The organism is Phycisphaerae bacterium (genome assembly GCA_024102815.1).
In the GTDB taxonomy this organism is placed as follows: domain Bacteria; phylum Planctomycetota; class Phycisphaerae; order UBA1845; family UBA1845; genus JAGFJJ01.
In genome coordinates this window covers 147,985-169,301 of the sequence record JAGFJJ010000014.1, presented here as the reverse complement: position 1 = coordinate 169,301, position 21,317 = coordinate 147,985, and the positions used below count along the sequence as shown (strand labels likewise).

At 62.1% G+C, this 21,317-nt stretch carries 13 protein-coding genes; 5 read left to right on the top strand and 8 right to left on the bottom strand.

Translation table 11 applies throughout. From position 1 onward, the window contains the following. The first annotated feature begins 148 nt into the window (after nucleotides 1-148). On the top strand, nucleotides 149-379 hold the full coding sequence (locus J5J06_04805; protein ID MCO6436390.1) for a hypothetical protein: 231 nt from the start codon (nucleotides 149-151) through the stop codon (nucleotides 377-379). A gap of 94 nt (nucleotides 380-473) precedes the next feature. Here the strand turns inward: J5J06_04805 and J5J06_04800 are convergent, their stop codons facing one another. Then, a complete protein-coding gene (locus J5J06_04800) occupies nucleotides 474-1,538 on the bottom strand; it encodes a phosphotransferase (GenBank protein MCO6436389.1) in 1,065 nt (354 codons plus the stop codon). A gap of 121 nt (nucleotides 1,539-1,659) precedes the next feature. On the opposite strand from J5J06_04800, the gene J5J06_04795 reads away from it, so the two are divergent. Further along, nucleotides 1,660-2,229, top strand: coding sequence for an HDIG domain-containing protein (locus J5J06_04795; GenBank protein MCO6436388.1), 570 nt, complete (start codon nucleotides 1,660-1,662; stop codon nucleotides 2,227-2,229). An 86-nt stretch (nucleotides 2,230-2,315) separates the two neighbouring features. Here J5J06_04795 and J5J06_04790 read toward each other — a convergent pair whose 3' ends face one another. The 4 genes from J5J06_04790 to sppA all read right to left on the bottom strand — a co-directional run bounded on the left by J5J06_04790 (nucleotide 2,316) and on the right by sppA (nucleotide 11,424). Beyond that, nucleotides 2,316-2,879, bottom strand: a complete 564-nt coding sequence (locus tag J5J06_04790) for an N-acetyltransferase (GenBank protein ID MCO6436387.1) — start codon at nucleotides 2,877-2,879, stop codon at nucleotides 2,316-2,318. Nucleotides 2,880-2,890: 11 nt separating this feature from the next. Continuing rightward, complete coding sequence (gene cadA, locus J5J06_04785) at nucleotides 2,891-4,903, bottom strand: cadmium-translocating P-type ATPase (GenBank protein MCO6436386.1); 2,013 nt, start codon at nucleotides 4,901-4,903, stop codon at nucleotides 2,891-2,893. A gap of 157 nt (nucleotides 4,904-5,060) precedes the next feature. After that, nucleotides 5,061-9,086, bottom strand: a complete 4,026-nt coding sequence (locus tag J5J06_04780) for an FG-GAP repeat protein (GenBank protein MCO6436385.1) — start codon at nucleotides 9,084-9,086, stop codon at nucleotides 5,061-5,063. 481 nt (nucleotides 9,087-9,567) lie between these two features. Then, entirely contained in the window at nucleotides 9,568-11,424 is a 1,857-nt protein-coding gene (sppA, locus tag J5J06_04775; protein MCO6436384.1) for a signal peptide peptidase SppA, read from the bottom strand. A 329-nt stretch (nucleotides 11,425-11,753) separates the two neighbouring features. On the opposite strand from sppA, the gene J5J06_04770 reads away from it, so the two are divergent. Continuing rightward, a complete protein-coding gene (locus tag J5J06_04770; protein MCO6436383.1) occupies nucleotides 11,754-13,172 on the top strand; it encodes a magnesium chelatase in 1,419 nt (472 codons plus the stop codon). Between the two features lie 87 nt (nucleotides 13,173-13,259). Here the strand turns inward: J5J06_04770 and J5J06_04765 are convergent, their stop codons facing one another. From J5J06_04765 to glgP, 3 genes are all read right to left on the bottom strand, one after another. Continuing rightward, nucleotides 13,260-13,670: a hypothetical protein gene (locus tag J5J06_04765; GenBank protein MCO6436382.1), complete on the bottom strand. Its 411-nt coding sequence runs from the start codon at nucleotides 13,668-13,670 to the stop codon at nucleotides 13,260-13,262. Between the two features lie 90 nt (nucleotides 13,671-13,760). Further along, nucleotides 13,761-14,648, bottom strand: coding sequence for a sigma-70 family RNA polymerase sigma factor (locus J5J06_04760; protein ID MCO6436381.1), 888 nt, complete (start codon nucleotides 14,646-14,648; stop codon nucleotides 13,761-13,763). A 116-nt stretch (nucleotides 14,649-14,764) separates the two neighbouring features. Next, on the bottom strand, nucleotides 14,765-16,459 hold the full coding sequence (glgP, locus tag J5J06_04755) for an alpha-glucan family phosphorylase (protein MCO6436380.1): 1,695 nt from the start codon (nucleotides 16,457-16,459) through the stop codon (nucleotides 14,765-14,767). Nucleotides 16,460-16,909: 450 nt separating this feature from the next. Between glgP and glgX the strand changes: the two genes are divergently transcribed. Both glgX and glgB read left to right on the top strand, forming a co-directional pair. Then, nucleotides 16,910-19,063, top strand: a complete 2,154-nt coding sequence (gene glgX, locus J5J06_04750) for a glycogen debranching protein GlgX (protein MCO6436379.1) — start codon at nucleotides 16,910-16,912, stop codon at nucleotides 19,061-19,063. Between the two features lie 56 nt (nucleotides 19,064-19,119). Continuing rightward, nucleotides 19,120-21,315 carry a 1,4-alpha-glucan branching protein GlgB gene (gene glgB / locus J5J06_04745; GenBank protein MCO6436378.1) on the top strand — a complete coding sequence of 732 codons (2,196 nt, stop codon included), beginning with the start codon at nucleotides 19,120-19,122 and terminating at the stop codon, nucleotides 21,313-21,315. The last annotated feature ends 2 nt before the right edge of the window (nucleotides 21,316-21,317 follow it).

The window sequence follows — 21,317 nt, the reverse complement described above, 5'->3', positions numbered from 1 at the left end:
GTGCCGAGTGCGGGCTTCGCATTTTGCTCAATTGAAACGAAAGCCCGACGCGGTCTCCAGTAACTGAATAAGCGATTCCATTGACTGGCGCGTGCCGGCCGTGTGGGCGGTGCGCGCATGTTCACCGTCCCGAAAAAGGAGAATGACGATGAGGAAGATGACCAGGCTGGGGATACTGGGCGTGGTGGCTCTTGCGGCCGTCGCCTTTATGGGATCCACCGCAACCATGGGCTGGGACGAGGGCGGCGGTTTCTTCCCGCTTCCGCCGCAGCCGGACGGCGCCTGCGTGTTCGCAGATAATTCGTGCCAGGTGATCCCGGGAACATTCTGCCGGCTGGCGGGCGGGGAGTTCCTTGGCCCCGGCACCACCTGCCCCTGATTCACCGCTTTCATGTTCTGCGATGCCCGTCCGCCTGCGCCTGTCGTTTCCGGGATTCAAGTCAAACCGGCAGCCGCGGGCGGCGGGCTTCTGTCTATGACTCCCGTGTCCGATCCACCTGGGAAAACGCTGCCAAACGCGGGCCATTCTCGTCCAGCCAGCGCATCTTCCGACGCACCATCTGCAGCACGCGATATCCCGTCCAGCGACCCACCGATCCTGTCTGCTGAATGGGTGCCACGCACTCGGCAAGTAACGCCTCGGCCATCAGCGCAGGGATCACGCGCCGTTCCTCGTCTGTGATCGGCAGAAGCGACTCGTATCCCCGCAGGAAGGCATGGTAGCGCGGCTCATCAACTTCCGCCGGCCAGTCAACCGGATCATGCCCCGAGAGTATGGAAAACTGCAGCACTCCGTTGGCCACGTCGATGATCCGCTGCGAATGGCGCACGGAATCGTAGTCGATCACGGCAACCACACGCGACTTGCGAAACAGGAGGTTTCCCGGATGCCAGTCACCGTGAATAATCTGTGCGGAATAGTCTCGCAGCCCGACTGAATTGGCGGCTTCCGCGGCTTCGTTGTAGAGATTGAGCAGCTCCTCCAGCAGACGTACGAGGTCGGATTGTTCCCCCGTGAAACTGTCGTGCGCGCTGAGCGTCGACTCGATGCCCACAAGGCTCGTACGCACACCGGGGGCGTCGTGATAGTCGCCGGTAGGGGGCGTGACGCGCGGTGGAACCACGAAGTCGGACAGCGCCGCGTGGAATCGGCCCAGCACGGCACCGGCATCGGTCGCCTCCGCTTCCGTTTCCTGGTAGGGATGCCCCGGTACGTATTCGAACAACTCATGAACTTGTTCACGGAACTGGACGGCCGTGCTGCCGTCCCGCGTGGAAACCAGTCGAGCCACGGGAAATCCTGCGCCATCCAGGTGGATTTGCACGCGATGCGAGAATCGCACGCGATCGGTGCGCGCCTTGGAGGCCGCGCGACGTTTCAGCAGGAATTTCCCCCGTTCCGCGACGATGCCCAGCTTGGGGCTGCGGCGCGATCCGCGCTGGAATTCGGTCAGCGATTCGATCACACCGAGATCGTAATGGCTGAGGACCACAGCCAGTTCCTCGGCGTCGAAGGTCGCTCGTCCGCTTCCCGACAAAGCTCGTGCTCCTGCTGCGATTTCTGGACACGACGCTGACCGAGGTTACGATCTTATCGGCTTGGTTCTGCCGGTCAAAGGCGGTGGTGCCGGATGATCCTCAAGAAGGGGGGTAGATGTTATGGACCGCAAGCAAGCCTGGGACATCCTCAACGAGTATACGGAAAACCCGGCGCTGATCCGCCACGCCCTCTGTGTGGAGGCGGCCATGCGTCATTACGCTCGGAAACTCGGCGAAGATGAAGAATCGTGGGCGATCGCCGGCCTGCTCCACGACTTCGACTACGAACGCTGGCCGGACCCCGCCGATCACACCCGCGAGGGCAGCCGCATTCTCCGCGAGGCAGGCTGCGATGAGGAGATCATCACCGCAATCTGCTCCCACGTTCCCTGGAATACCGAGGCCTACCCTCGCGATCGCAACATCCGCAAGGCCCTGTTCGCCGTGGACGAACTTTGCGGATTCATTTACGCCGCCGCCTTGGTTCGGCCGGAGCGCCTGAGGGGAATGTCCGCGTCGAGCATCACCAAAAAGATGAAGCAGAAGGCCTTCGCTGCCGCCGTCTCCCGCGAAGACATCACCGCCGGCGCAGAGCTGTTGGGAATCCCCTTGGCTGAGCACATCGAAAACTGCATCGCGGCGATTCAGACCATTGAGGATGAGCTGGAACTGACCCCGCCGTCGGCGTGACCCGATTTCGGCACGTTATCGTTGGGATTACTGCGGGTGTGAGTTCGTGGGGCGAGGGCAGGGTCTGGGGCCTCCGCAGAGAGCCTCTACCGCGATCGGTATTTCGCTGTGGTCGCGGCGGGCAATTCGCGAAGTGGAGTCGGTTCCTGTGGTGTGCCTTCTTCTCCCAGCGATAACTGCCACATCCCCACGTTTATCCACCTGCCCAGCTTGAAGCCCACTCGTTCAAACGCGCCGACAAACCGGAATCCCAGGCTTTCATGCAGTGCAACGCTCGCGTCATTGGGTAACGCGATTCCAGCCACGACGCGCTGAAATCCCTGGGTGTGAAGCAAGTCGAACAGGGATGCATAGATCCGCCGCCCGATGCCTTGGCGGTGGCAGTCCGGCCGCACATACAAAGCGCTTTCCGCGCACCAGCGATACGCCGGACGCGATCGAAACGTCGTCGCGTAGGCGTAGGCGATGATCTCGCCGTTTCGCTCGGCGACCAGCCAGGGATACGTTCGCATAACCTCGCCGATGCGGCGACAGAATTCCTGCACCGCGGGCGGTTCAAGTTCGAACGACGTGTGCGTGTTGATGACGATCGGCGCGTAGATGCCGAGCATGTCCTCGGCGTCGTCGCCGGTGGCCAGGCGGATGCGCATCTCGCGGGGGATCACGTGGCCAGCGCCGGACGCGGGGCCGCCCTCGTTGCCGGGATGTATGCGGCGATGTCGGCCTCCTTCTCCTCGCCGAAGCGAACCAGGCGAGCGCTGTTGAAGATCACCACGGCCGTTGCGAAGGTGTGCGCCACCGCCGCAAGAATCGGCGTCAGCAGGCCCCAGACGGCAAAGACCATCGTCACGATGATGAACAGCACGCCGAAGATGATGTTCTGATACACCGCCGCGGTGGCCGCTCGCGAGAGGCGAATCAGGAAGGGCAGACGGCTGAGGTCGTTGTTCATGAGCGCAACCGACGCGGAGTTGATGGCTACGTCGCTGCCCGCCGCCCCCATGGCGATTCCCAGGTCGCTTGCCGCCAGCATGGGCGCGTCATTGACGCCGTCGCCCACGACGGCCACCCGGTGCCCGCGTCGACGAAGTTCGTCGACCAGCTTCAACTTCTCTTCGGGCAGCACTTCCGCCTGGACCTCCGTGCAGCCCATTTCCGCACCCACGCGCTTGGCTACCGACCACTTGTCTCCGGTAACCATCGAGACATTGTGCACGCGCAACTGGCGGAGCTCGTCGATCGCCGCCCTGGCCTCGGAGCGCGTCCGATCCTCCAGCCCCACCCAGCCGAGTGCTTGGCCGTTACGGGCAACGTAAAGCAGGCTGACACCTTCCGGCTCGGCATACTCCGCCTCGCTGGTCCAGTTCATGTCCACGCCCTGGGCTTCCAGCCAGTTACGCCGGCCGACCACGACCGTGTCCCCGTTCAGCAACGCCGAAACGCCTCGGCCCGCGGTCTCGTTGAAGGACTCCGGCGACGTCAGGTTGACCCGGGCGCGCTTTGCGACCTGCAACAGCGCCACCGCCGTGGGATGCTTGCTCATCTGCTCCGCAGACGCCGCCGCCTGAAGCAGATCGGCGCCGTCCACGCTCGGCGCCGGGCGAAGCTGAGTGACCGAGAGTTCGCCCGTGGTCAGGGTGCCCGTCTTGTCAAAGATGACGGCCGTGAGCGATCGGGCATATTCCAGATGGACCACGTTCTTGATCAGAATGCCCAACCGGGCAGCGCAGCTGAGCGCCGCCACCATGGCCGTCGGCGTTGCCAGCACCAGGGCGCATGGGCAGGCGATGATCAGCATGGTGATGGCCTTGTTTACGCCAACCGTCTTGTCCTCGGAGAAAAACAGCACGACGCCGGCGATCATCAGAATCGTCGGCGTGTACCATGCCGCGTACTTGTCGATCAGCCGCATGATGGGAATGCGGGTGTGCTCGGCGCCCAGAATCAGGTCCTGCACGCGCCCCAGGGTCGTGTCCTTGCCGGCGCGGGTCACGCGGATGTCCAGTGCCCCGGTAACGTTGCTCGTTCCACTGAACACCTCGTCGCCGACACCCTTGTCTGCCGGAAGGGACTCGCCGGTGATGTTGGCTTGATTGACCGCCGATTCTCCCTGCACCACCTGCCCGTCGGCCGGAATGTTGTCGCCTGGCCGGACGCGGATGATGTCGCCGGTCGATAGTTTGCTCGCTGCTACAACTTCCTCCGATCCATCCTCCTTGATCCGATGAGCCCGGTCGGGCGTGAGCCGCAGTAGCGATTCAATTGCCGCGCGCGCCCCAAGAGCGGTGCGCGTTTCGATCAGGTTTGAAATCACCATGAAGAAGGCGATGATTCCCGCCTCCTGGTATTCCCCGAGCGCGATCGCCGCCACGACGGCCAGCGCGACCAGTTCCTCCATGTGCGTGTGGCCTTCCATCAGGCCCTTGATGGCGTGCCAGATCAGCGGCGCGCCCAATAGCAGGGCGCCGAGAAGGGCCAGAATTTCAGCGTAAGTCGTCGACGGAGCTCCGTCTGGACCGATCTGGAGGTCGCTCTGAAAAAGCAGGCGGGCTACCGAAGGGAACTCGATAACGAACGAGCTGGCAACCAGCATCCCGCCCAGGAGGGTGGCAATAAGCAGCGTACTGGCTTTGATCGTTTCCGACTCGATATCGTGGAGATGAGCGTGTCCCATGAAGGAATCCCTGATGGCAGGGGGCGAACCCCGCGTCGACGCAACCCTGAATCGTGACGGTGGCAAGCCGCCCCCGCCGGAGCGGCTCCCGCGCATGGAGGGCCCGCTCGTCCACTGAGACTTGGATCATACGTCTTCGGGAGGGCCTTGGTTCGATTCAGCGGGGCAGTTCCCGGTTCGGCCCGAAGTTGTTGCCGTAGATGATGTACACGTCGCCGGCATTCCGGCGCCGCCCGGTATCCGCGTCCGTGGCGTCGGGACCCTGGGGGAAGTTCAGATCGATGAAGTCGGCCTGGGGGTTGCCGATGCCGATATCGCCGAACCCGTCGTTGTTGATGTCTCCCAGTGCCCGGACGCTCCGCGGGGCGGCCTCATTGGGACGTCCCTTCAGGTAGGGGCTGATGAAGACGATTCCGGGCAGCTCCGGCGTCCCGACCTGCGAGAGATTCCAGACCTTGTTCTCCAGGTGTGGGCCGCCGAAGATCAAGTACGCCACGCCGGTCCGCGCCCGGGAGGCGTTCGGATCGAGGTTGTCGCCTGTCACGACCCCCGGCGCCGAAATGAGAATGTCGCCGAAGCTGTCCTGGTTGAAATCCCCGGCCGAGCTGATGTCGTACCCCGCCAGATGACCGGCGGCTGCCCCGTAGAAGATGACGCCCGGCAGGTCTGTCGTTGCCAGTTGTGAAAGACGCCGGTCGCCGTCGATATAGACCCCGCCGAACACGATGCCGATGAATCCGTTGTCCACCATGTTCGCACAGCAATCGGATCCACCGCCCACCACGCACTGGAATACGGTCTGGTCGTCCTCGTCGATGTCGCCGTCGTTGTCATAGTCGAAGATCTTGCAGGCGTCATCGCAGAAGACTTCATCGCCGACGGTACTGCGGCACGTGTTGAAACCGGACTGGCTGAGCGAGGCTCCCGGTTCGGGATCGGGGTCGTTGAGCCCGCAGCGCTGACCATTGAACTCCTGGCAGCGACTGCACCGGCCTTCACACGCGGTGCGGCGGATACCGCCGTAATCGGCGAACGGGGAGGAAAACACGACGTCGTTGATGCGATCACCGTTGACATCGAGCGCCGACACCTGCCGCCACCCGATACCGTCTCCCGCCTTTTCGCCGCGAATACGCAGCATGGGCGGCCGGAAGATCGGGTCGTCCGCATTCTTGAGGTCGAAATCGCCGATAACGGTCCGCCCGTAGATCACGTAGACGGCGCCACTGTCGGGAAGGGACTGCGAGCGGTCGTTGCCCGGCGCACCGCAGAGGATGTCGTCGATCCCGTCCTGGTTGAAGTCGCCCGCGGAGCTCGCGCCTCCGAGATAATCGTTGGGGCTTTCGGCAAATACCTCGAACGTATCTGTAGGGGAGAAATAACTGCGCGGCTCCCGAGGATCGGTGCAGCTTCCGAACGGTTCGATATGCTGCTGGTCGAGGATGGGAAGTTCCGAGTTGCCACCGTCATTGCTGGGGATTTCTCGCCAGAAGTTGTCGTTGTAGTTGGCTCCCGGAAGAACAGCGATGCTGCCCCGAAACTGTGTTGAAACCAACTGTGTAGCCGTATTCCCGAAGTCGGCACGGACGGTCTGTTGGTACATCTCGTTGCCGGGGGCCGAAATGATGATCTCGCTCAAGCCGTCGTTGTTCACGTCTCCCATGGACGCAACCGTCGATCCGAACAGATCATTACGCGGCCCCTGGTTGAGAAGCCGGGCATCGATGTAGTCGAACCCACCGGCAACAACCCTTGCACCAGCGATGCGATTCTCTTGCGATGAGTCGTTGCCGAGTACGTCGGCATTGGAGTTGTCGCAGCGGGCGAATATCAAGCCCGCCTCGGGATAGATACTCGTGTCACTGACCCGTATCCCAGATTCCGCTCCTACGAGCTCCAGCGCAACCGAAGTTTGCTCAAGACGGGTGGCTGGTACCGCTGCGATCGGGTTGTTGTCACGATTCGAGCTGTTGAAGATAACGGCCATGCCGCCGGCGAAAGCCTCCACGTCGGGGTGATCCGGAGCAACGTCATTCTCATCGGAATCAGACCGGTTGTTCACCAGATTGTCGGGGTAGCAGTCGTCACCGCCGAGCCCCGTCCGGCGGTTGTAGTTGATGGTGAGAAGGGGACGATCGTCCGTGATGGAAAACTCGCCTGAGCGAACGGAAGATGCCAGCGTACTCTCGTCGGCCGCGGGAACAATGATGAACCGCAATTCGTTGTCGTACTGGTCAAGCAGGCCGTCGATCAATAACTGTACGAGATCGGAAACATCCACCTCGACGATGTCCGGCTGCGTGGCGTCGATGGAGCCGAGCCCTCCCGAACCGGCCGTACCCTGGATGTAGTCCGCGGTTGGGTCGCCTTGCTCTCCGCCCACCGGATCACCTCCCGCGTTGGAGAAGTCCGCGTAGGTGGTGGTCTCCGAAAAGTCGGTTACGAGTTGGTGTACGTTCCCGGTCGGACCCTGCCGAAAAACACGAACCTGAAGGCTTGCCTGTATGCTGTTCGTGTCGATGTTGGAGGCGCTGTCCGGCAACTCGGCGAGAACATCCGTGAATTTCAAAAGCGTCCATTGCCTTTCACCTCCCGTGACGTCCTGCCAACTGAGCTCGCTGGATTGCCCGAAGGCGGTGTTGGGGGCGGCCGAGGAAATCGTCGTATCCAGCGTGCCGCGGTAGTTGAAGTTGGTTACGGGGGTGTCTTCCCCAACGGTGTATTCGGCTTGGCCTTCCCGCAGGGTCAGGACAACGGGAACATTCTGGTCTCCAGCGGCAATGTCCGTGTCGTCCGGGTCGTAGTCCATCGCATCGATCGCGCAGTGCACGTGAGACAATCCGAAGATGATCTCGGGGCGGCCGTCGCCGGACATGTCGGGGAGGAAGTTCACATCGACGATGCCATTTGTAAACGCGTCACTTCGAGCGCAGGAAGCCCCCAAACGCGAGGAATTCCGAACGGGCGGGGCCTCAAATATTACGCCGGGAATAACCTGGGACACCGAGTTGACGTTGATCGTTCCACCGAACCGCACGCCATCCTGTCCGTAGATGCCGTATGCCTCTCCGATCGGCCCGAAATTCCGTGGGTTGCCGAACTGTGCGACCAGCACGAAATCGTCGACGCCGTCCGCGTCGAAGTCGCTGATGGTCGACATCGTCGAGCCCAGACTCGCCCCGGGGTTGAACCCGTAAACCTTAACACCCGCGACCGTCCGCCCGATGTCGAACAGGTCGACCGGCTGCACCTGGTTCTGTACGAATCCACCGGCCGCCAGTTCCACGACGTTGATCTGTCCCACCGCGTAGCTGTGTACGCGCGGGTTGACCAGGTCATCCAGCGTGGCCCGGATGTAGTACGGGAGCCCCCCCGGACGGGGCGGGATGGTGGTCAGGTCAACCGTGATGTCAAACGTCAATTGCTCGAACGCATCTTCGTTGATCTGCTGCGGCGTGCGCAGCAGGATGATCTGCGATGGGTCAGGATTTGCCGGGTCGTCATTGTTGGGATTCTGGTCGAGATCGAGCATCAGATACAGCGTGATCGTGCTGTCCGGATCGTATGGTCGGGTATCGGCGGGCGGCAGCGGCGTCGGCTGCAAAGCGATTCGGAGCGTATCGTCCTGTGCCACGCTCTGGTTGAACGACGGCTCGGTGATGGTAACCACCGGCGGAACGGTCTGTTGGCCTTGTCCGGGCGCTACGACGCGAACAACGACGCGCTGCGTGACGCCGCCGGAAGTCGTCTGGGCATACACGTTGACCGGCGGGTTCACGTCGTCATCAATCGTGCCCAGCAGGTTGTACGCGCCGATGGGGACCAGCGTGGTCCCCACGGTAAACTGATCCGGGCCGATGGTATCGTTCTCGGAAATATTGGTGACCAGGACGATCGCCTGGTTCGTCACCGTGTTGACCAGCGAGAAGCTGATCTGGGCGTTGTTGTCCGGATCGCTGTCCGTCCAGCGGATCAGGAAGTTGCGGCCCTGGTCGGCGGTGATGTTCTCCACGGGCTCGACGAACGTGAGTTCGGGCGGTTGATTTCCCGTCTGGCCGGGCCCCTGGATAATGAACGGCGTGGGGGCGGTCGTGCAGGAGGGCGACCAGGCGACCAGCATCCCCGTTATCACCAGCGCCAGCGCACAACACGCCGGCGTGCCGAATCTCTTCGCAACCATCATCTTCACTAACTCCCGTGTCTGGGCTGGAGATTCCCACCGAGGTATCGCGTGCGGCGGACAGGCCTGAAAAGAGGGCCCAACCGGATCTCTCGCCGACTGCCCGGCAAGGCCGTTGGGGGACCCCACCGCTCGGGCGCGGTCCACGCCAGGCGGAAGCTGCTCGGGCCGTGGGAAACTCGGGCCCGGCGACCCCCGCACGCCCCGGAGCAGGTCACCGGGGCCGGCTCGGCCGGTCCTTTCGCGCCGTCGCGCTCGCGCGTGGACCTTCGAGCCTCGACGTCCGCAATCCGCCGACCCATGCTACGGGGTGATTTGATGTCCCGTCAAGCGAACCGGGCCCTTCTTGTCGCGCCGGGACTGACCGCCGGGCGTCGCGGAATTGCATGGGGAGCGATGTGCCGACTGTTAAGAAAGCGTCCTCCCACCCACGGCGTCACTGCGGGCGGGAGGACGCGAACCATCCTGGCAGGGGGGAGCGGTTCTACCGAATGACAAACTCCTGCGGCATCATCATGACGACGCCCTCGTCCTGGATCAGGGCGATCTGCTGGAGTGCTCGCAGGAACGACCGCCATCGTGCCGGCTCCAGGCGCGAAAGCCCTCGGATTGCGCTCTCCAGGCTCGAGCCGCGCATCGCGGCGCCCAGCCGACCCAGCCCCATTTGACTCAGATCGGGCTCTTCGGTCGAGCCAAGGAGAAGTTCCATGATGCCCGGCGGCTCGGGGATCACGCGGGTCTCATAGTCACTGATACCCGCCTCTCCCGCCGCGAAGCTGATCGCTTCTTCGAGCCCACCCATGCGATCGATGAGCCCCAGTTCGAGGGCCTGCTTTCCGGTGAAGACGCGCCCGCCGGCAATCTCGTCGATCGGCTTCTTCAGCTTCTCCCCTCGGGCCTCGACGACGTGTCCCTTGAACGTCTTGTAGACGGTCTCCATGTAGTCGATGAACCGCGCCCGCTCCTTCTCCGAGAACTTCTCGGCCGTACTCATCATGTCGGCCATGTCCCCGCGCTGCTCGTTGTCCCAGGTGACGCCGATCTTCCTCCAAGCTTCGGTCGTGACCAGCTTCCCACCGACCACGCCGATCGATGCCGTGATCGTGGTCGGGTCGGCAAAAATCGTCCTGGCCGCGCAGGTCACATAGTAGCCGCCGCTGCCCGCCACGTTGCCCATGGAGACGATCAGTGGCTTCCGCGCGGCGACGCGCGTCGCGGCATCGAGGATGATTTCGCTTGCCAGGGCCGATCCGCCCGGCGAGTCGACGCGCAGCACCACCGCCTTGACCGACGAGTCCTCCCGGGCTTCATCGAGCGCCTTGCGGATCGTCGTGCTGAACGCGCCGGCCGACTGTCCAAACGGCGTCAGCTCCTGCTCGCCGGTCATGATGGCGCCTTCGACGTAGACGATGGCGACGCTCGGGCCGGTGTGCGACTTTTTCGTCGGGTTCATGATCTCCATGAAGAAATCGATCATGCCGGGGAGACTGTCCGGCATCTTGAGCTCGTCGGAGTCCGGTCCGCCAAAGGCCACGATTTCCGTGTCGCTGCCGTGCCGCCGCTCGACATACTTGGCAAAGTCCTGGCGATGCTCCACGGCGTCGATCAGTCCTGCTTCAAGCGCCTCCTCGGCCGTGTATGGCGCGCCGTTGATCAACTCGCGCACCTTATCCGGCGACATGCTTCGCCCCTCGGCGATCATGTTGATGATGCCCTCATACAGGCTGTCGAGAAGCCAGTCGCGCATATCCGAAGCCTCAGGTGACGCCGTCGTTCGCGTGAACATCTCCGCGGCCGACTTGTACGCTCCCATGTGCTCGAAGTCGGGAAAGATGCCCAGCATGTCCAGCGTTCCGCGCAGATAGGGTGCTTCCGCCCGAAGGCCCATGAGCCACAGGTCGCCGGTGGGAACCAGGCTCACCCGGGAGGCTCCGGTAGCCAGAGTGTAGCTCAGCGTGTCCATCGCGTCCGCGTTGACATAAACAGGCTTATCCACGGCCCGGAACTTCCGCATGGCGTCGTGCAATTCGGCGATCTGCCCCGCACCAAGTTGCGCGCCCTGAAGCTCAATCACCGCAGCGACGACGTTGGGATTGATCCGTGCTTCCTTCAGCCCGGCTACGACCGCCTTGAGCGACATCGGGGGTTTCTCGCCAAACAACGGCGGAAGCGCAGAGGGGGTCTCCACCATGTCTCCCTCCAGGCGGAACAGGGCGATCTCCTTGCTCGGCGCCTGACGCTGCGTGAATTTTCGAAGCGCCTCGAACTGTGCCGACGCCTGCCCGCCGAGTATCAGCAGGCACAGCGTCCCCAGGGTCCAGGATCGAATGTACGTGTTCATGATCGTCCTCTCAGGATGGCTCGGGTAATGCCGCAGCGACAAGCCGTGGCTCACCCCGCTCGTGATCAGTGTCGACGCGACGTCCATGATGTGTCGGCGGCGCGCTGCCGCAACTGCTGTTCGAAGATTTCAACGTACCAACTTCGTATCGGATTGGGAACGGTCCTCAACGTGCCTCGCACAAGTCCGTACAGCACGAGACAACCCTCTTGTCCCCTCTTGCGATGCCGGCGATCTGTCGATTTTCGTTTGACGCTCCAGAGTGCGGGCGCTACCATCCGACCGCACTCTTTCAACCGTATTTCGGGGTCTATTCCGTGAACGTTTCCATGAATCAGTCTCGTACCGTTGGGGAGCTACGCGCCTCGGGTTGGACCTACCGGCCCATCAAGGACGAACTGCGCGACAACCTCATTGCCCGCCTGCGTCACGGCGAACCGATCTTCCCGGGCATCGTGGGCTTCGATGACACCGTCATACCACAGGTCGCCAACGCACTGCTTGCCCGACACGATATTCTTTTCCTCGGGCTTCGCGGACAGGCGAAGACACGCATGATCCGCATGCTTCCGCTGCTCCTCGATGAGTGGACGCCCGTCCTCGCCGGGAGCGATCTTCCGGACAATCCGCTCGATCCTGTGTTCGCTCCCGGCCGGCGGATTATTGCGGAGGCTGGCGACGCCGCCTCCATTCGCTGGGTTTATCGCAACGATCGGTACCACGAGAAACTGGCCACCCCGGACGTGACCGTCGCCGACCTGATCGGCGAGATCGACCTCGTCAAGCACGCCGAAGGACGGCACCTGACCGACGAGGGCGTTATTCATTACGGGCTGGTTCCGCGCACGAACCGCGGTATTTTTGCCATAAACGAACTTCCCGACCTCGCGCCGCGTATCCAGGTGAGCCTGTTTAATGCGCTGGAGGAGCGGGATATTCAGATTCGCGGATTTCCGATTCGCTTGTCACTGGATATCTTCATGGCATTTTCCGCCAATCCGGAGGACTACACCAACCGGGGCCGGATTGTTACGCCGCTCAAGGATCGCATCGGCTCGGTAGTCCGCACGCACTATCCGGTGCGTGTCTCCGAGGCCGTGCAAATCACCCGGCAGAATGCCTGGCTGGAACGCGACGGCGACGGGCGCCAGATCATCGTGCCGCCGTTCATGCACGAAATCATCGAGGAAATCGCCCGCATCGCCCGGAAGAGCCCGCACGTCAACCAGCAGTCAGGTGTGAGCGTACGGGCCTCTATTTGCAACGCCGAGCTACTCGTCTCCAATGCCGAGCGCCGCTGTATCCGATTCGGGGAGACGAGCGTCGTTCCGCGCATCAGCGACCTGCACCATCTCGTGGCTGGTTGCCGTGGGAAGCTCGAGCTCATGCTGGCGGAAGACGAGCGTGCCGAAGACAAGCTTATTACCTCCATTATCGGCGAGGCCGTGAAGGAGGTCTTTGATAACCACGGGGAACTGGATCAATTGGAAGGCGTCGTCGACGCGTTCTCCGACCGATCGGTATCCTTCGAGATCGGTGACGAGATTTCCACTTCCCAACTCATCGAGGTGATAGACTCCCTGCCTGCACTGAAAAAGTCATCCGTGAAACTCTGCCTGTCGCTCGAACTTCCCTTCGAGGAACCGCAGATGCTCGCCGCCGCCGCGGAATTCATCCTTGAGTCCCTCTATGTTAACAACCGCCTGAGCAAATACGCCTACCAGGGAAAGACGGTCTTCAAGCGGTAGCTCGAGGAGGAGGGCGGTTTAGGGGCATCAAGCAACTGGCACACCTTGGGTCGTTCAGAGGGCGTGTTCATATCCGGTACGGAATCTTCAGCTGCCAGAACCCCATCGTTCCAAAACGGCCACGACACGCAAGGCGACGATTCGCACTTCATCGAACTCCGCTTCGTGTCCGCGGACGTTGAGTGACTGCTTCAGTGCCGCGTTGAATGAACCTGCATCACTCAGCCCCTCGGCCGGCACCTCCACCGTCGTTCTCACAGGGGCTGCCTCCGAGTTCGGTTCACTCGGCACCATGCCACCCGTCGCCTGACACAGTAAATGCCGCTCAATAACTGCGTCGTCCTGTTCGTAGCCGAGGACCTGCACCGCATGGGCGGCGCGATCGAATGGGGCAAGGAACGCACGCCGCAGCATCTCGAGTGGGTCCTGCCGGGGATCGAAGGACACCTCGACCGTTTCGTCAAAAACCACGCGACGGCTGATTAAGGTTCTTCGCATGCCTCAGCCGATCCCTCTTCTCTATTGCCTATTGCCTATTGCCTATTGCCTATTGCCTATTGCCTATTGCCTATTGCCTATTGCCTCTCCTCAAGCTCTCGTCTGCCTCAGAAATCCGATGCTGGAGTGGAAGAACTTCTCCGCGGAAGGGGCGGATTCCTGCTCCTGTTCGCTTTCGAGGTCCTGGAGGTTGGCGACGCAAAGCTCACAGCCCACGACATCCAGGTGAAACTGCGTGTAAGACTTCCAGGGTTCCTCAAGGACGCCGAGCAGATAGGAACCGAGTGTGCTCCGCTTCAGGCATGTCAGTCGATGCTCACGCCAAACCTTGGCTACGGTGACATCCATGGCCGCTTCATCCAGCGCCGCCTCGGCTTCCGCTTCGACGTCATCCAGGAATCGTTGCAGCTTCTGGATCGCCCGGAACTTGACACCGGCAACCGCCTTCTGATCCATCTCCAGCAGCTCGGCAACTTCGAGATTCCGCCAGCCGCCGAAGAAGATCAACTCGATTACTTGAAGATCGGTGAACGCCTGCCGATCGCGTAACTCGTGGATCAGGCGGCGGAGGAGGTCGGCGAGGAGTCGCTGGGAGCGGTCCGTGGCTTCGGCCTGCACGGCCGCGCCGCTGGGAGTCTCACCGGTAGGGGGGAGTACGGCATCCCAAAAACCGGACGCCTGCTCCGGCTCGTTGAACACCGTCGCTTTGCGCTGCCGCAGCGAGTCATATAGCTTGTATCGAAGAATGGTGAATAGGTAGGTTTCGAGCGAACGGCTGGGGTCGTAATGAGCAAGCGACTGGAGAAACCCGACGAAGGTCTCTTGGACCAGATCGTCGGCATCAGCAAGGCTCCTGGTGCGCGCCCGGGCGAACGCGAGGAGGCGCCCCTGAAAGCGCTCGATGAGCTGCCGCCAGGCGCTCTGGTCGCCGGCCTGAATCTCTTGCACCAGGAACTCGTCGGCACTTCCGGTACTCATGGGAGCGACTTGCCATCGTGCGGGTCGAGCTGCGTTCCGCGCGGCGCGAATTCAGCCGCCGCGTGAATCCATTCCATGCTGCATCTTACGGGGTCCGGCCCCGCCCGCCAGCGGCATCAGGAGAAATAGGCCTTGAGCACGTACTGGTGCATCATCCGCTGCGTATTGAAGAAGGAGCCGTTTAGCGCGATACAGTGCCGCATGACACGGATGAACCGGTCGCGGTTCTGGTAGAACTGGGGAATGATGACGTACTCCAGCTTGTCGTAGAGCATGGAGGAATCCTTGCTGTAGTCAGAGCGATCGTCGAGGTCGCTGCCGTTCTGGCCGATGGACCAGCCCGTCGTGCCCTCAATCCACCCCTCGACCCACCAGCCGTCCAGAACGCTCAGAGAAGGTACGCCGTTGAGCGCCGCCTTCATGCCGCTTGTGCCGGATGCTTCCAGCGGCGGCTCGGGGTTGTTGAGCCAGAGGTCCACCCCCGCGACCATAAGTTTGCAGAGCTTGATGTCGTAGTCGGCAAGATAGACGGCCTTGACCTGGTCGCGCATCTGACCCATGGAACGGAAGACGCGACGGATCATGTCTTTGCCGCCGCTGTCGGCCGGGTGGGCCTTTCCCGCGAAGATGATCTGGAACGGACCTGCCGATTCATGGATGCGGCGAAGCCGGCTGGCGTCATGGAAGAACAGGTCGACGCGCTTGTAGGTCGCCGCGCGGCGGGCAAAACCGATGGTGAAGACGTCCGGATCCATGCCCACGTCACTGACCATGTTGACGTGCTGAAGCAGCATGCGCTTGGCACGCATGTGTGCTTCCCAGACTTCGTGATTGGGGATCATCAGGGCGTTGCGCAAGCTGTAGCTGTCTTCGCGCCAGGCCGCAATATGGGAGTCAAACAACTCCTGAAACGGTGGCGAAGCCCAGGTTCGGGCATGCACGCCGTTGGTAATGGAGTCAATCTGGCTGGATTGGAACATTTCGCGCGAGACCTCACCATGCCGCTTGGCCACGCCGTTGACGTAGTGCGAAAGGTGCAGGGCGAGGTAGGTCATGTTGAGCTTGCCGTCCAGGCAACCCAAGCTCTTCAGAAGTTCGGTATTGGTCGGTTCGAGGACGCGATTCACGACATCGGCCGGGAACTGGTCGTGACCTGCGGGAACGGGCGTGTGCGTGGTGAACACGCAATGGCGCCGCACCGCCTCGACGTCGTCGTCAGTGAACTTGCCGTCGGGCCCCTTGGATACGCGCTCCTGGAGCAGCTCGCAGGCAAGGAGCGACGCGTGCCCCTCGTTCATGTGAAAGCGGTCAATGTTGGTATAGCCCAAGGCCCGGAGCATACGGACCCCGCCCACGCCCAGGATGACCTCCTGGCACAAGCGGTAGCGTTGATCGCCCCCGTAGAGGTGGAAGGTCAAGCCGCGGTGCGCGTCGCTGTTTTCGGGAAAATCGGTGTCGAGAAAGAGCACGGGAATGCGAAAACCGCCGTGCCCGATCACGTTCCGAACCCACGCGCCGACTGTGACGTCCGCCCCTTCGAGCTGGACTTTGACCTTGGCCGGGGTCCTTTCCAGGAAGTCCTCCACGACCCAGTTGATAGGCTCTTCCGTCTGGTTGCCTTCTGCGTCGATCTTCTGTCGACAGTAACCTTTGCTGTGAACTAAGGTTACGGCGACCATGGGTACACTCAGGTCGGCGGCAGCCCGAATGGTGTCGCCTGCCAGCACCCCCAAGCCACCGCTGTAGGTGGGCATTTCCGCGGAAATACCGACTTCCATGGAAAAATACGCTATCCGCCGCTTTTCGGTCATTTCATTCTGCCTCGGGACGACGTTTTCGCATTTATCGGGTTTCTAAGGGCTGCAATCGAGCGCACCATTCATCTGTCCGAATACGGAACAGCCTGGCTCGATGATTCGGGCCATACGCTACGTTGCTCCAAATCCCGGCGGGCGGGCGTCATGGTGGGCCCTCGTTTTCAAAGAAGCCGAGGGGCGCGCGCTCGATCCTCTCCCGACGAACGATTTGGAAGTATGGTCAAGGGGAATCCCGGGGGCAAGTACTTGGGGCGAAGTGCCGCTTCCTGGGTGATGCCGGGACGCGGGTCCACCTGAGGTCCCGTTTCAGGCGCTCCTTGAGCAATTCGCGCTCGTCGGGCACACTTCGATGCGGATTTGTCGTACCCAGGCGCTGCGAGGCCAGTGTCCTTTTCGTCTTCCTCCACGGTGCTTATGCCTTCTGCCGCCACACAATTGAACACGGTGAGTTCCAGAGCAGGCGTCCATGTCCGGCCCGGGCGCCCGTATCCGTTGGGCGCAACCCTCTGCCCCGACGGGGTCCAATTTGCCCTGTTTTCTTTTCACGCCACTGCGGTCGAGCTTTGTTTGTTCGAGGATGCCGCGGGCGGGGGATTCCGCGAAACGGGGCGAGTTCGCCTTTTCGGCCCACAGGCGGGAGTTTGGCATGCGTTCGTGGAAGGCATCAAAGCCGGGCAGCGCTACGGCTACCGGGTGCATGGTCCTTACGACCCCCTCAACGGCCATCGATTCAACCCTTCCAAGCTGTTGGTCGATCCCTACGCCAAATCGCTGGCCGGCGGGTTTTCGTGGGACGACGCAGTCTATGGATACCAGCCGGGCGCCGAAGACGCAGATCTGCTTCCGGGCAGCAGCGACAGTGCCGGTTTCGTTCCGCGCAGCGTGGTTGTGGACGACCATTTCGACTGGTCGGGTGACGCCGCGCCGGGCGTGCCCTGGGACCGGACAGTGATCTATGAGTGCCACGTCAAGGGTCTGACGGCGCTTCACCCCGGCGTTCCACCGGAGCTACGCGGTACGTACCTGGCGTTGGGCAGTCCGGTGATCGTTGAGCACCTTCAGCGGCTCGGAGTGACGGCCGTGGAATTGCTCCCTGTTCACTATACCATCGACGAGCGGGCGCTGGTGGAACGGGGACTGGTGAATTACTGGGGGTACAACCCCATCGCATTCTCCGCGCCGGCCTCGCGGTATGCCGCTGAAGGAATGGGCGATCCGGTCCTTCAGTTCAAGGGGATGGTCAAGGCCCTGCATCGAGCCGGGATCGAGGTGATCCTCGACGTGGTTTTCAATCACACGGCCGAGTCCAATCAGCTTGGTCCGACGCTGTCGCTGCGGGGGATCGACAACGCGGTCTATTACCATCACGAACCGCTCCAGCCGCGATTCTGCGCGGACTTCACCGGATGTGGAAACAGTCTGAACGTGCGCCACCCGCGGGTGCTCCAACTGGTCATGGACAGCCTGCGGTACTGGGTGGAACAGATGCACGTGGACGGGTTCCGGTTTGATCTGGCAACCGTGCTGGCACGAGGTCCGGCCGGGTTCGAACCGGACGGCTCGTTCCTGGCGGCGGCGGCGCAGGATCCGGTGCTGGCGCGGGTCAAGCTGATCGCCGAGGCCTGGGACGTGGGGGTCGAAGGCTACCAGGTCGGACGCTTTCCGCCGGGCTGGTCGGAGTGGAACGACCGCTATCGCGACGCGGTGCGTCGATTCTGGCGCGGCGATGGGGGGATGCTTGCGGAATTCGGGAAGCGGTTGTGCGCCAGCAGCGATCTGTTCGGTTCAGATCGAGGCGCGTGCACCAGCATCAATTTCATTACCGCACACGACGGCTTCACGCTGGATGACGTGGTGAGCTACGAGCGGAAGCACAACGAGGCCAACGGTGAGGAAAATCGCGACGGGAACAACGATAACCATTCATCCAACTGGGGCGTTGAAGGTCCCACAGAGGATGCGGACGTTGTCCGCGTGCGCGAGCAGATCAAGCGGGCCATGCTGGCGACGCTGGCGTTTTCGCGCGGGGTCCCGATGCTCACCGCCGGTGACGAGTTGGGCCGATCGCAGAACGGGAACAACAACGCGTACTGTCAGGACAACGAGATCTCCTGGGTACACTGGACGCCGGGCGCCCGCGGCCAGGCGTTGCTGGATTTTTCACGAGGCTTGCTTGCGTTGCGTCAGGAGTTTCCAGCCTTACGATCCTGTCATTTTTATGAAGGAAAACCGGTCGCCGGGAATGAACGCAACGATGTCACCTGGCTCCGCACTGACGGTACGGAAATGAATCACGATGACTGGCATGACGAGAAGCGCGGGTTGATCGGAATGCTCATTCATACGATGATCGGAGAGGACAAGATTGATGCGGCGGATGGCGCGGTATCCGGCGCGGGCCGACAGACGATCGTTGTGTACTACAATGCCGAATCCAGCGGGCATGATGTGGCGCTTCCCGATGTGGGGAGAGAGGGACGCTGGAACCTGAGGCTGAACACCGCCGAACGCCATCCGATAAAGCGTGAAAGGGTGGGCGCCCGATTTCAATTGCCGGCGCAGGCTGTGGTTTTGCTTGAGTTCGAGGACGACAAATGAGCACGGTGAAAAGAAAATCAACGCGTTCTGCAACGGCGGTCGCGGAAGCTCCCTCGATGTTGGCGGTTGATCCTGGAGAGTGGAGCAGGCTGCAAGCGTTTGAACATGCCGAGCCACACGCCATTCTGGGAGCGCATCCGTACAGCGCAGCCGGGGAGCACGGCGTGTTGGTGCGGGCGTTCCATCCCGATGCCGTGGCGGCGGAGATCATCGTCGATGGTCGCAAGCCGGAACGTATGGAGGTGATCGAGAAAGGGGGCTTCTTCGGCTTCGTCCTGCCGGGTCAGGCGCTCCCGTTCGACTACCACATTCGCTTCGAGTTTGCCGGCGGATCGACGTGGACGATACGTGATCCATACTGCTTCCCGCCGACGCTCGGCGACATGGATCTGCACCTCTTCAACGAGGGCCGTCACCGCCGGGTTTGGGAGAAGCTCGGGGGCCACGTGCGGACGGTCAACGGAGTTCAGGGTGTCAGCTTTGCCGTGTGGGCGCCGAACGCCCGGCGCGTGTCGGTGCTCGGAGATTTCTGCAAATGGGACGGGCGAGTCTATTCGATGCGCCGGATGGGCAGCTCGGGGGTGTTCGAGTTGTTCATTCCCGATCTTGCGCCCGGCGTCTGCTACAAGTACGAGATCAAAACCCAGGACGGTCATCTGCGCGTGAAGTCCGATCCGTATGCGAACTACATGGAGGGTTTTCCGAATCACGCGGCGATCGTTCACGAATCGTCCCATGCCTGGGCGGATCGCGATTGGATGGAGCGGCGTCGCGAGCGAGACTGGCGACGGGAACCGTTCTCAGTGTACGAAGTTCACCTGGGCTCGTGGGCGAAGGTGCCGGAAGAGGGGCATCGGTCGCTGACCTATCGCGAGATCGCGCCGCGGCTGTGCGAGCACGTCAAGCGCTTCGGATTCACGCACATCGAGCTGATGCCCGTGGCCGAGCATCCGCTGGGGGCGTCCTGGGGATATCAGGTAACGGGATACTTCGCTCCGACGCATCGCTACGGTACGCCGGATGATTTTCGCTACTTCGTCGACGTGTGCCACCAGAATGGCATTGGTGTGATTCTGGACTGGGTTCCGGCACATTTCCCCAGGGACGACTTCGCCCTTCGGCGGTTCGACGGGACGGCGCTGTATGAGCACGAAGATGCGCGCAAAGGTGAGCATCCCGACTGGGGCACGCTGATCTTCAATTACGGGCGGAACGAAGTCCGGGCCTTCCTGATCTCCAACGCGCTGTATTGGCTCGGGGAATTCCACGTGGACGGGCTCCGCGTGGATGCCGTGGCGTCCATGCTGTATTTGGACTACAGCCGGCGTGACGGAGAATGGCTGCCGAACCAGTACGGCGGCAAGGAAAACATCGAGGCCATCGATTTCCTCCGCGAAGTAAACGAAATCATCCGCGTGGAGCACCCCGGCTGCGTGACCATTGCGGAGGAATCCACGTCGTGGTCGGGCGTGACGCGCCCGATCTCGGAGTACGGCGGCTTGGGCTTCACCTTCAAGTGGAACATGGGGTGGATGCACGACAGCCTGCTGTACTTCTCCAAGGAGCCGATCCACCGCCGCTACCACCACAACGACTTCACCTTCGCCATGCTCTACGAGTTCACCGAGCGCTTCATCAACGCGTTGTCGCATGATGAGGTCGTGCACGGGAAGCGGGCGCTGCTCGACAAAATGCCCGGCGACGAGTGGCAGAAGTTCGCCAATCTGCGGAGCCTGCTGGCGTACCAGTTCACGCGGCCCGGCAAGCAGATGCTCTTCATGGGCACGGAGCTGGGCGTGTGGAACGAGTGGTTCCACGAAGTGAGCCTCGACTGGCACATGGCCGCGGACCCCATCCGCCAGGGCCTGGCCCGATTCATGGAAGACTTGGGGAGGGCGTACCACCAGAATCCAGTGCTGTGGCGGACCGATCCCGATCCGCACGCCTTCTACTGGATTGACTGCAACGACTGCGACAACTCGGTGTTTTCGTACGCTCGCCAGGAGGGGGAGGATCGGATCATCACCGTGCTCAATCTTACGCCCGTGCCGCGGAACGACTATCGCATCGGGGCGCCCGTTGGTGGACAGTACGAGTACCTGCTGTGCAGCGACCATCCGGCCTACGGCGGAAGCGGCTACCCGGTCGTGGACCATCCGTTTGCGGACGGCGTTCCGTGGCACGGTTTCCCGCAGTCACTGCGCCTGCATCTTCCGCCGCTGGCCGCGCTGATTCTCCGACCGGTACGATGAGC

Bases quoted from the DNA above. Each gene is read 5' to 3' on its own strand.
- J5J06_04805 (MCO6436390.1), top strand. From the start codon at position 149: ATGAGGAAGATGACCAGGCTGGGGATACTGGGCGTGGTGGCTCTTGCG.
- glgP (MCO6436380.1), bottom strand. From the start codon at position 16,459: ATGACCGAAAAGCGGCGGATAGCGTATTTTTCCATGGAAGTCGGTATT.
- J5J06_04780 (MCO6436385.1), bottom strand. From the start codon at position 9,086: ATGATGGTTGCGAAGAGATTCGGCACGCCGGCGTGTTGTGCGCTGGCG.
- cadA (MCO6436386.1), bottom strand. From the start codon at position 4,903: ATGGGACACGCTCATCTCCACGATATCGAGTCGGAAACGATCAAAGCC.
- J5J06_04795 (MCO6436388.1), top strand. From the start codon at position 1,660: ATGGACCGCAAGCAAGCCTGGGACATCCTCAACGAGTATACGGAAAAC.
- sppA (MCO6436384.1), bottom strand. From the start codon at position 11,424: ATGAACACGTACATTCGATCCTGGACCCTGGGGACGCTGTGCCTGCTG.
- glgB (MCO6436378.1), top strand. From the start codon at position 19,120: ATGTTGGCGGTTGATCCTGGAGAGTGGAGCAGGCTGCAAGCGTTTGAA.
- J5J06_04765 (MCO6436382.1), bottom strand. From the start codon at position 13,670: ATGCGAAGAACCTTAATCAGCCGTCGCGTGGTTTTTGACGAAACGGTC.
- J5J06_04770 (MCO6436383.1), top strand. From the start codon at position 11,754: ATGAATCAGTCTCGTACCGTTGGGGAGCTACGCGCCTCGGGTTGGACC.
- J5J06_04790 (MCO6436387.1), bottom strand. From the start codon at position 2,879: ATGCGCATCCGCCTGGCCACCGGCGACGACGCCGAGGACATGCTCGGC.
- J5J06_04760 (MCO6436381.1), bottom strand. From the start codon at position 14,648: ATGAGTACCGGAAGTGCCGACGAGTTCCTGGTGCAAGAGATTCAGGCC.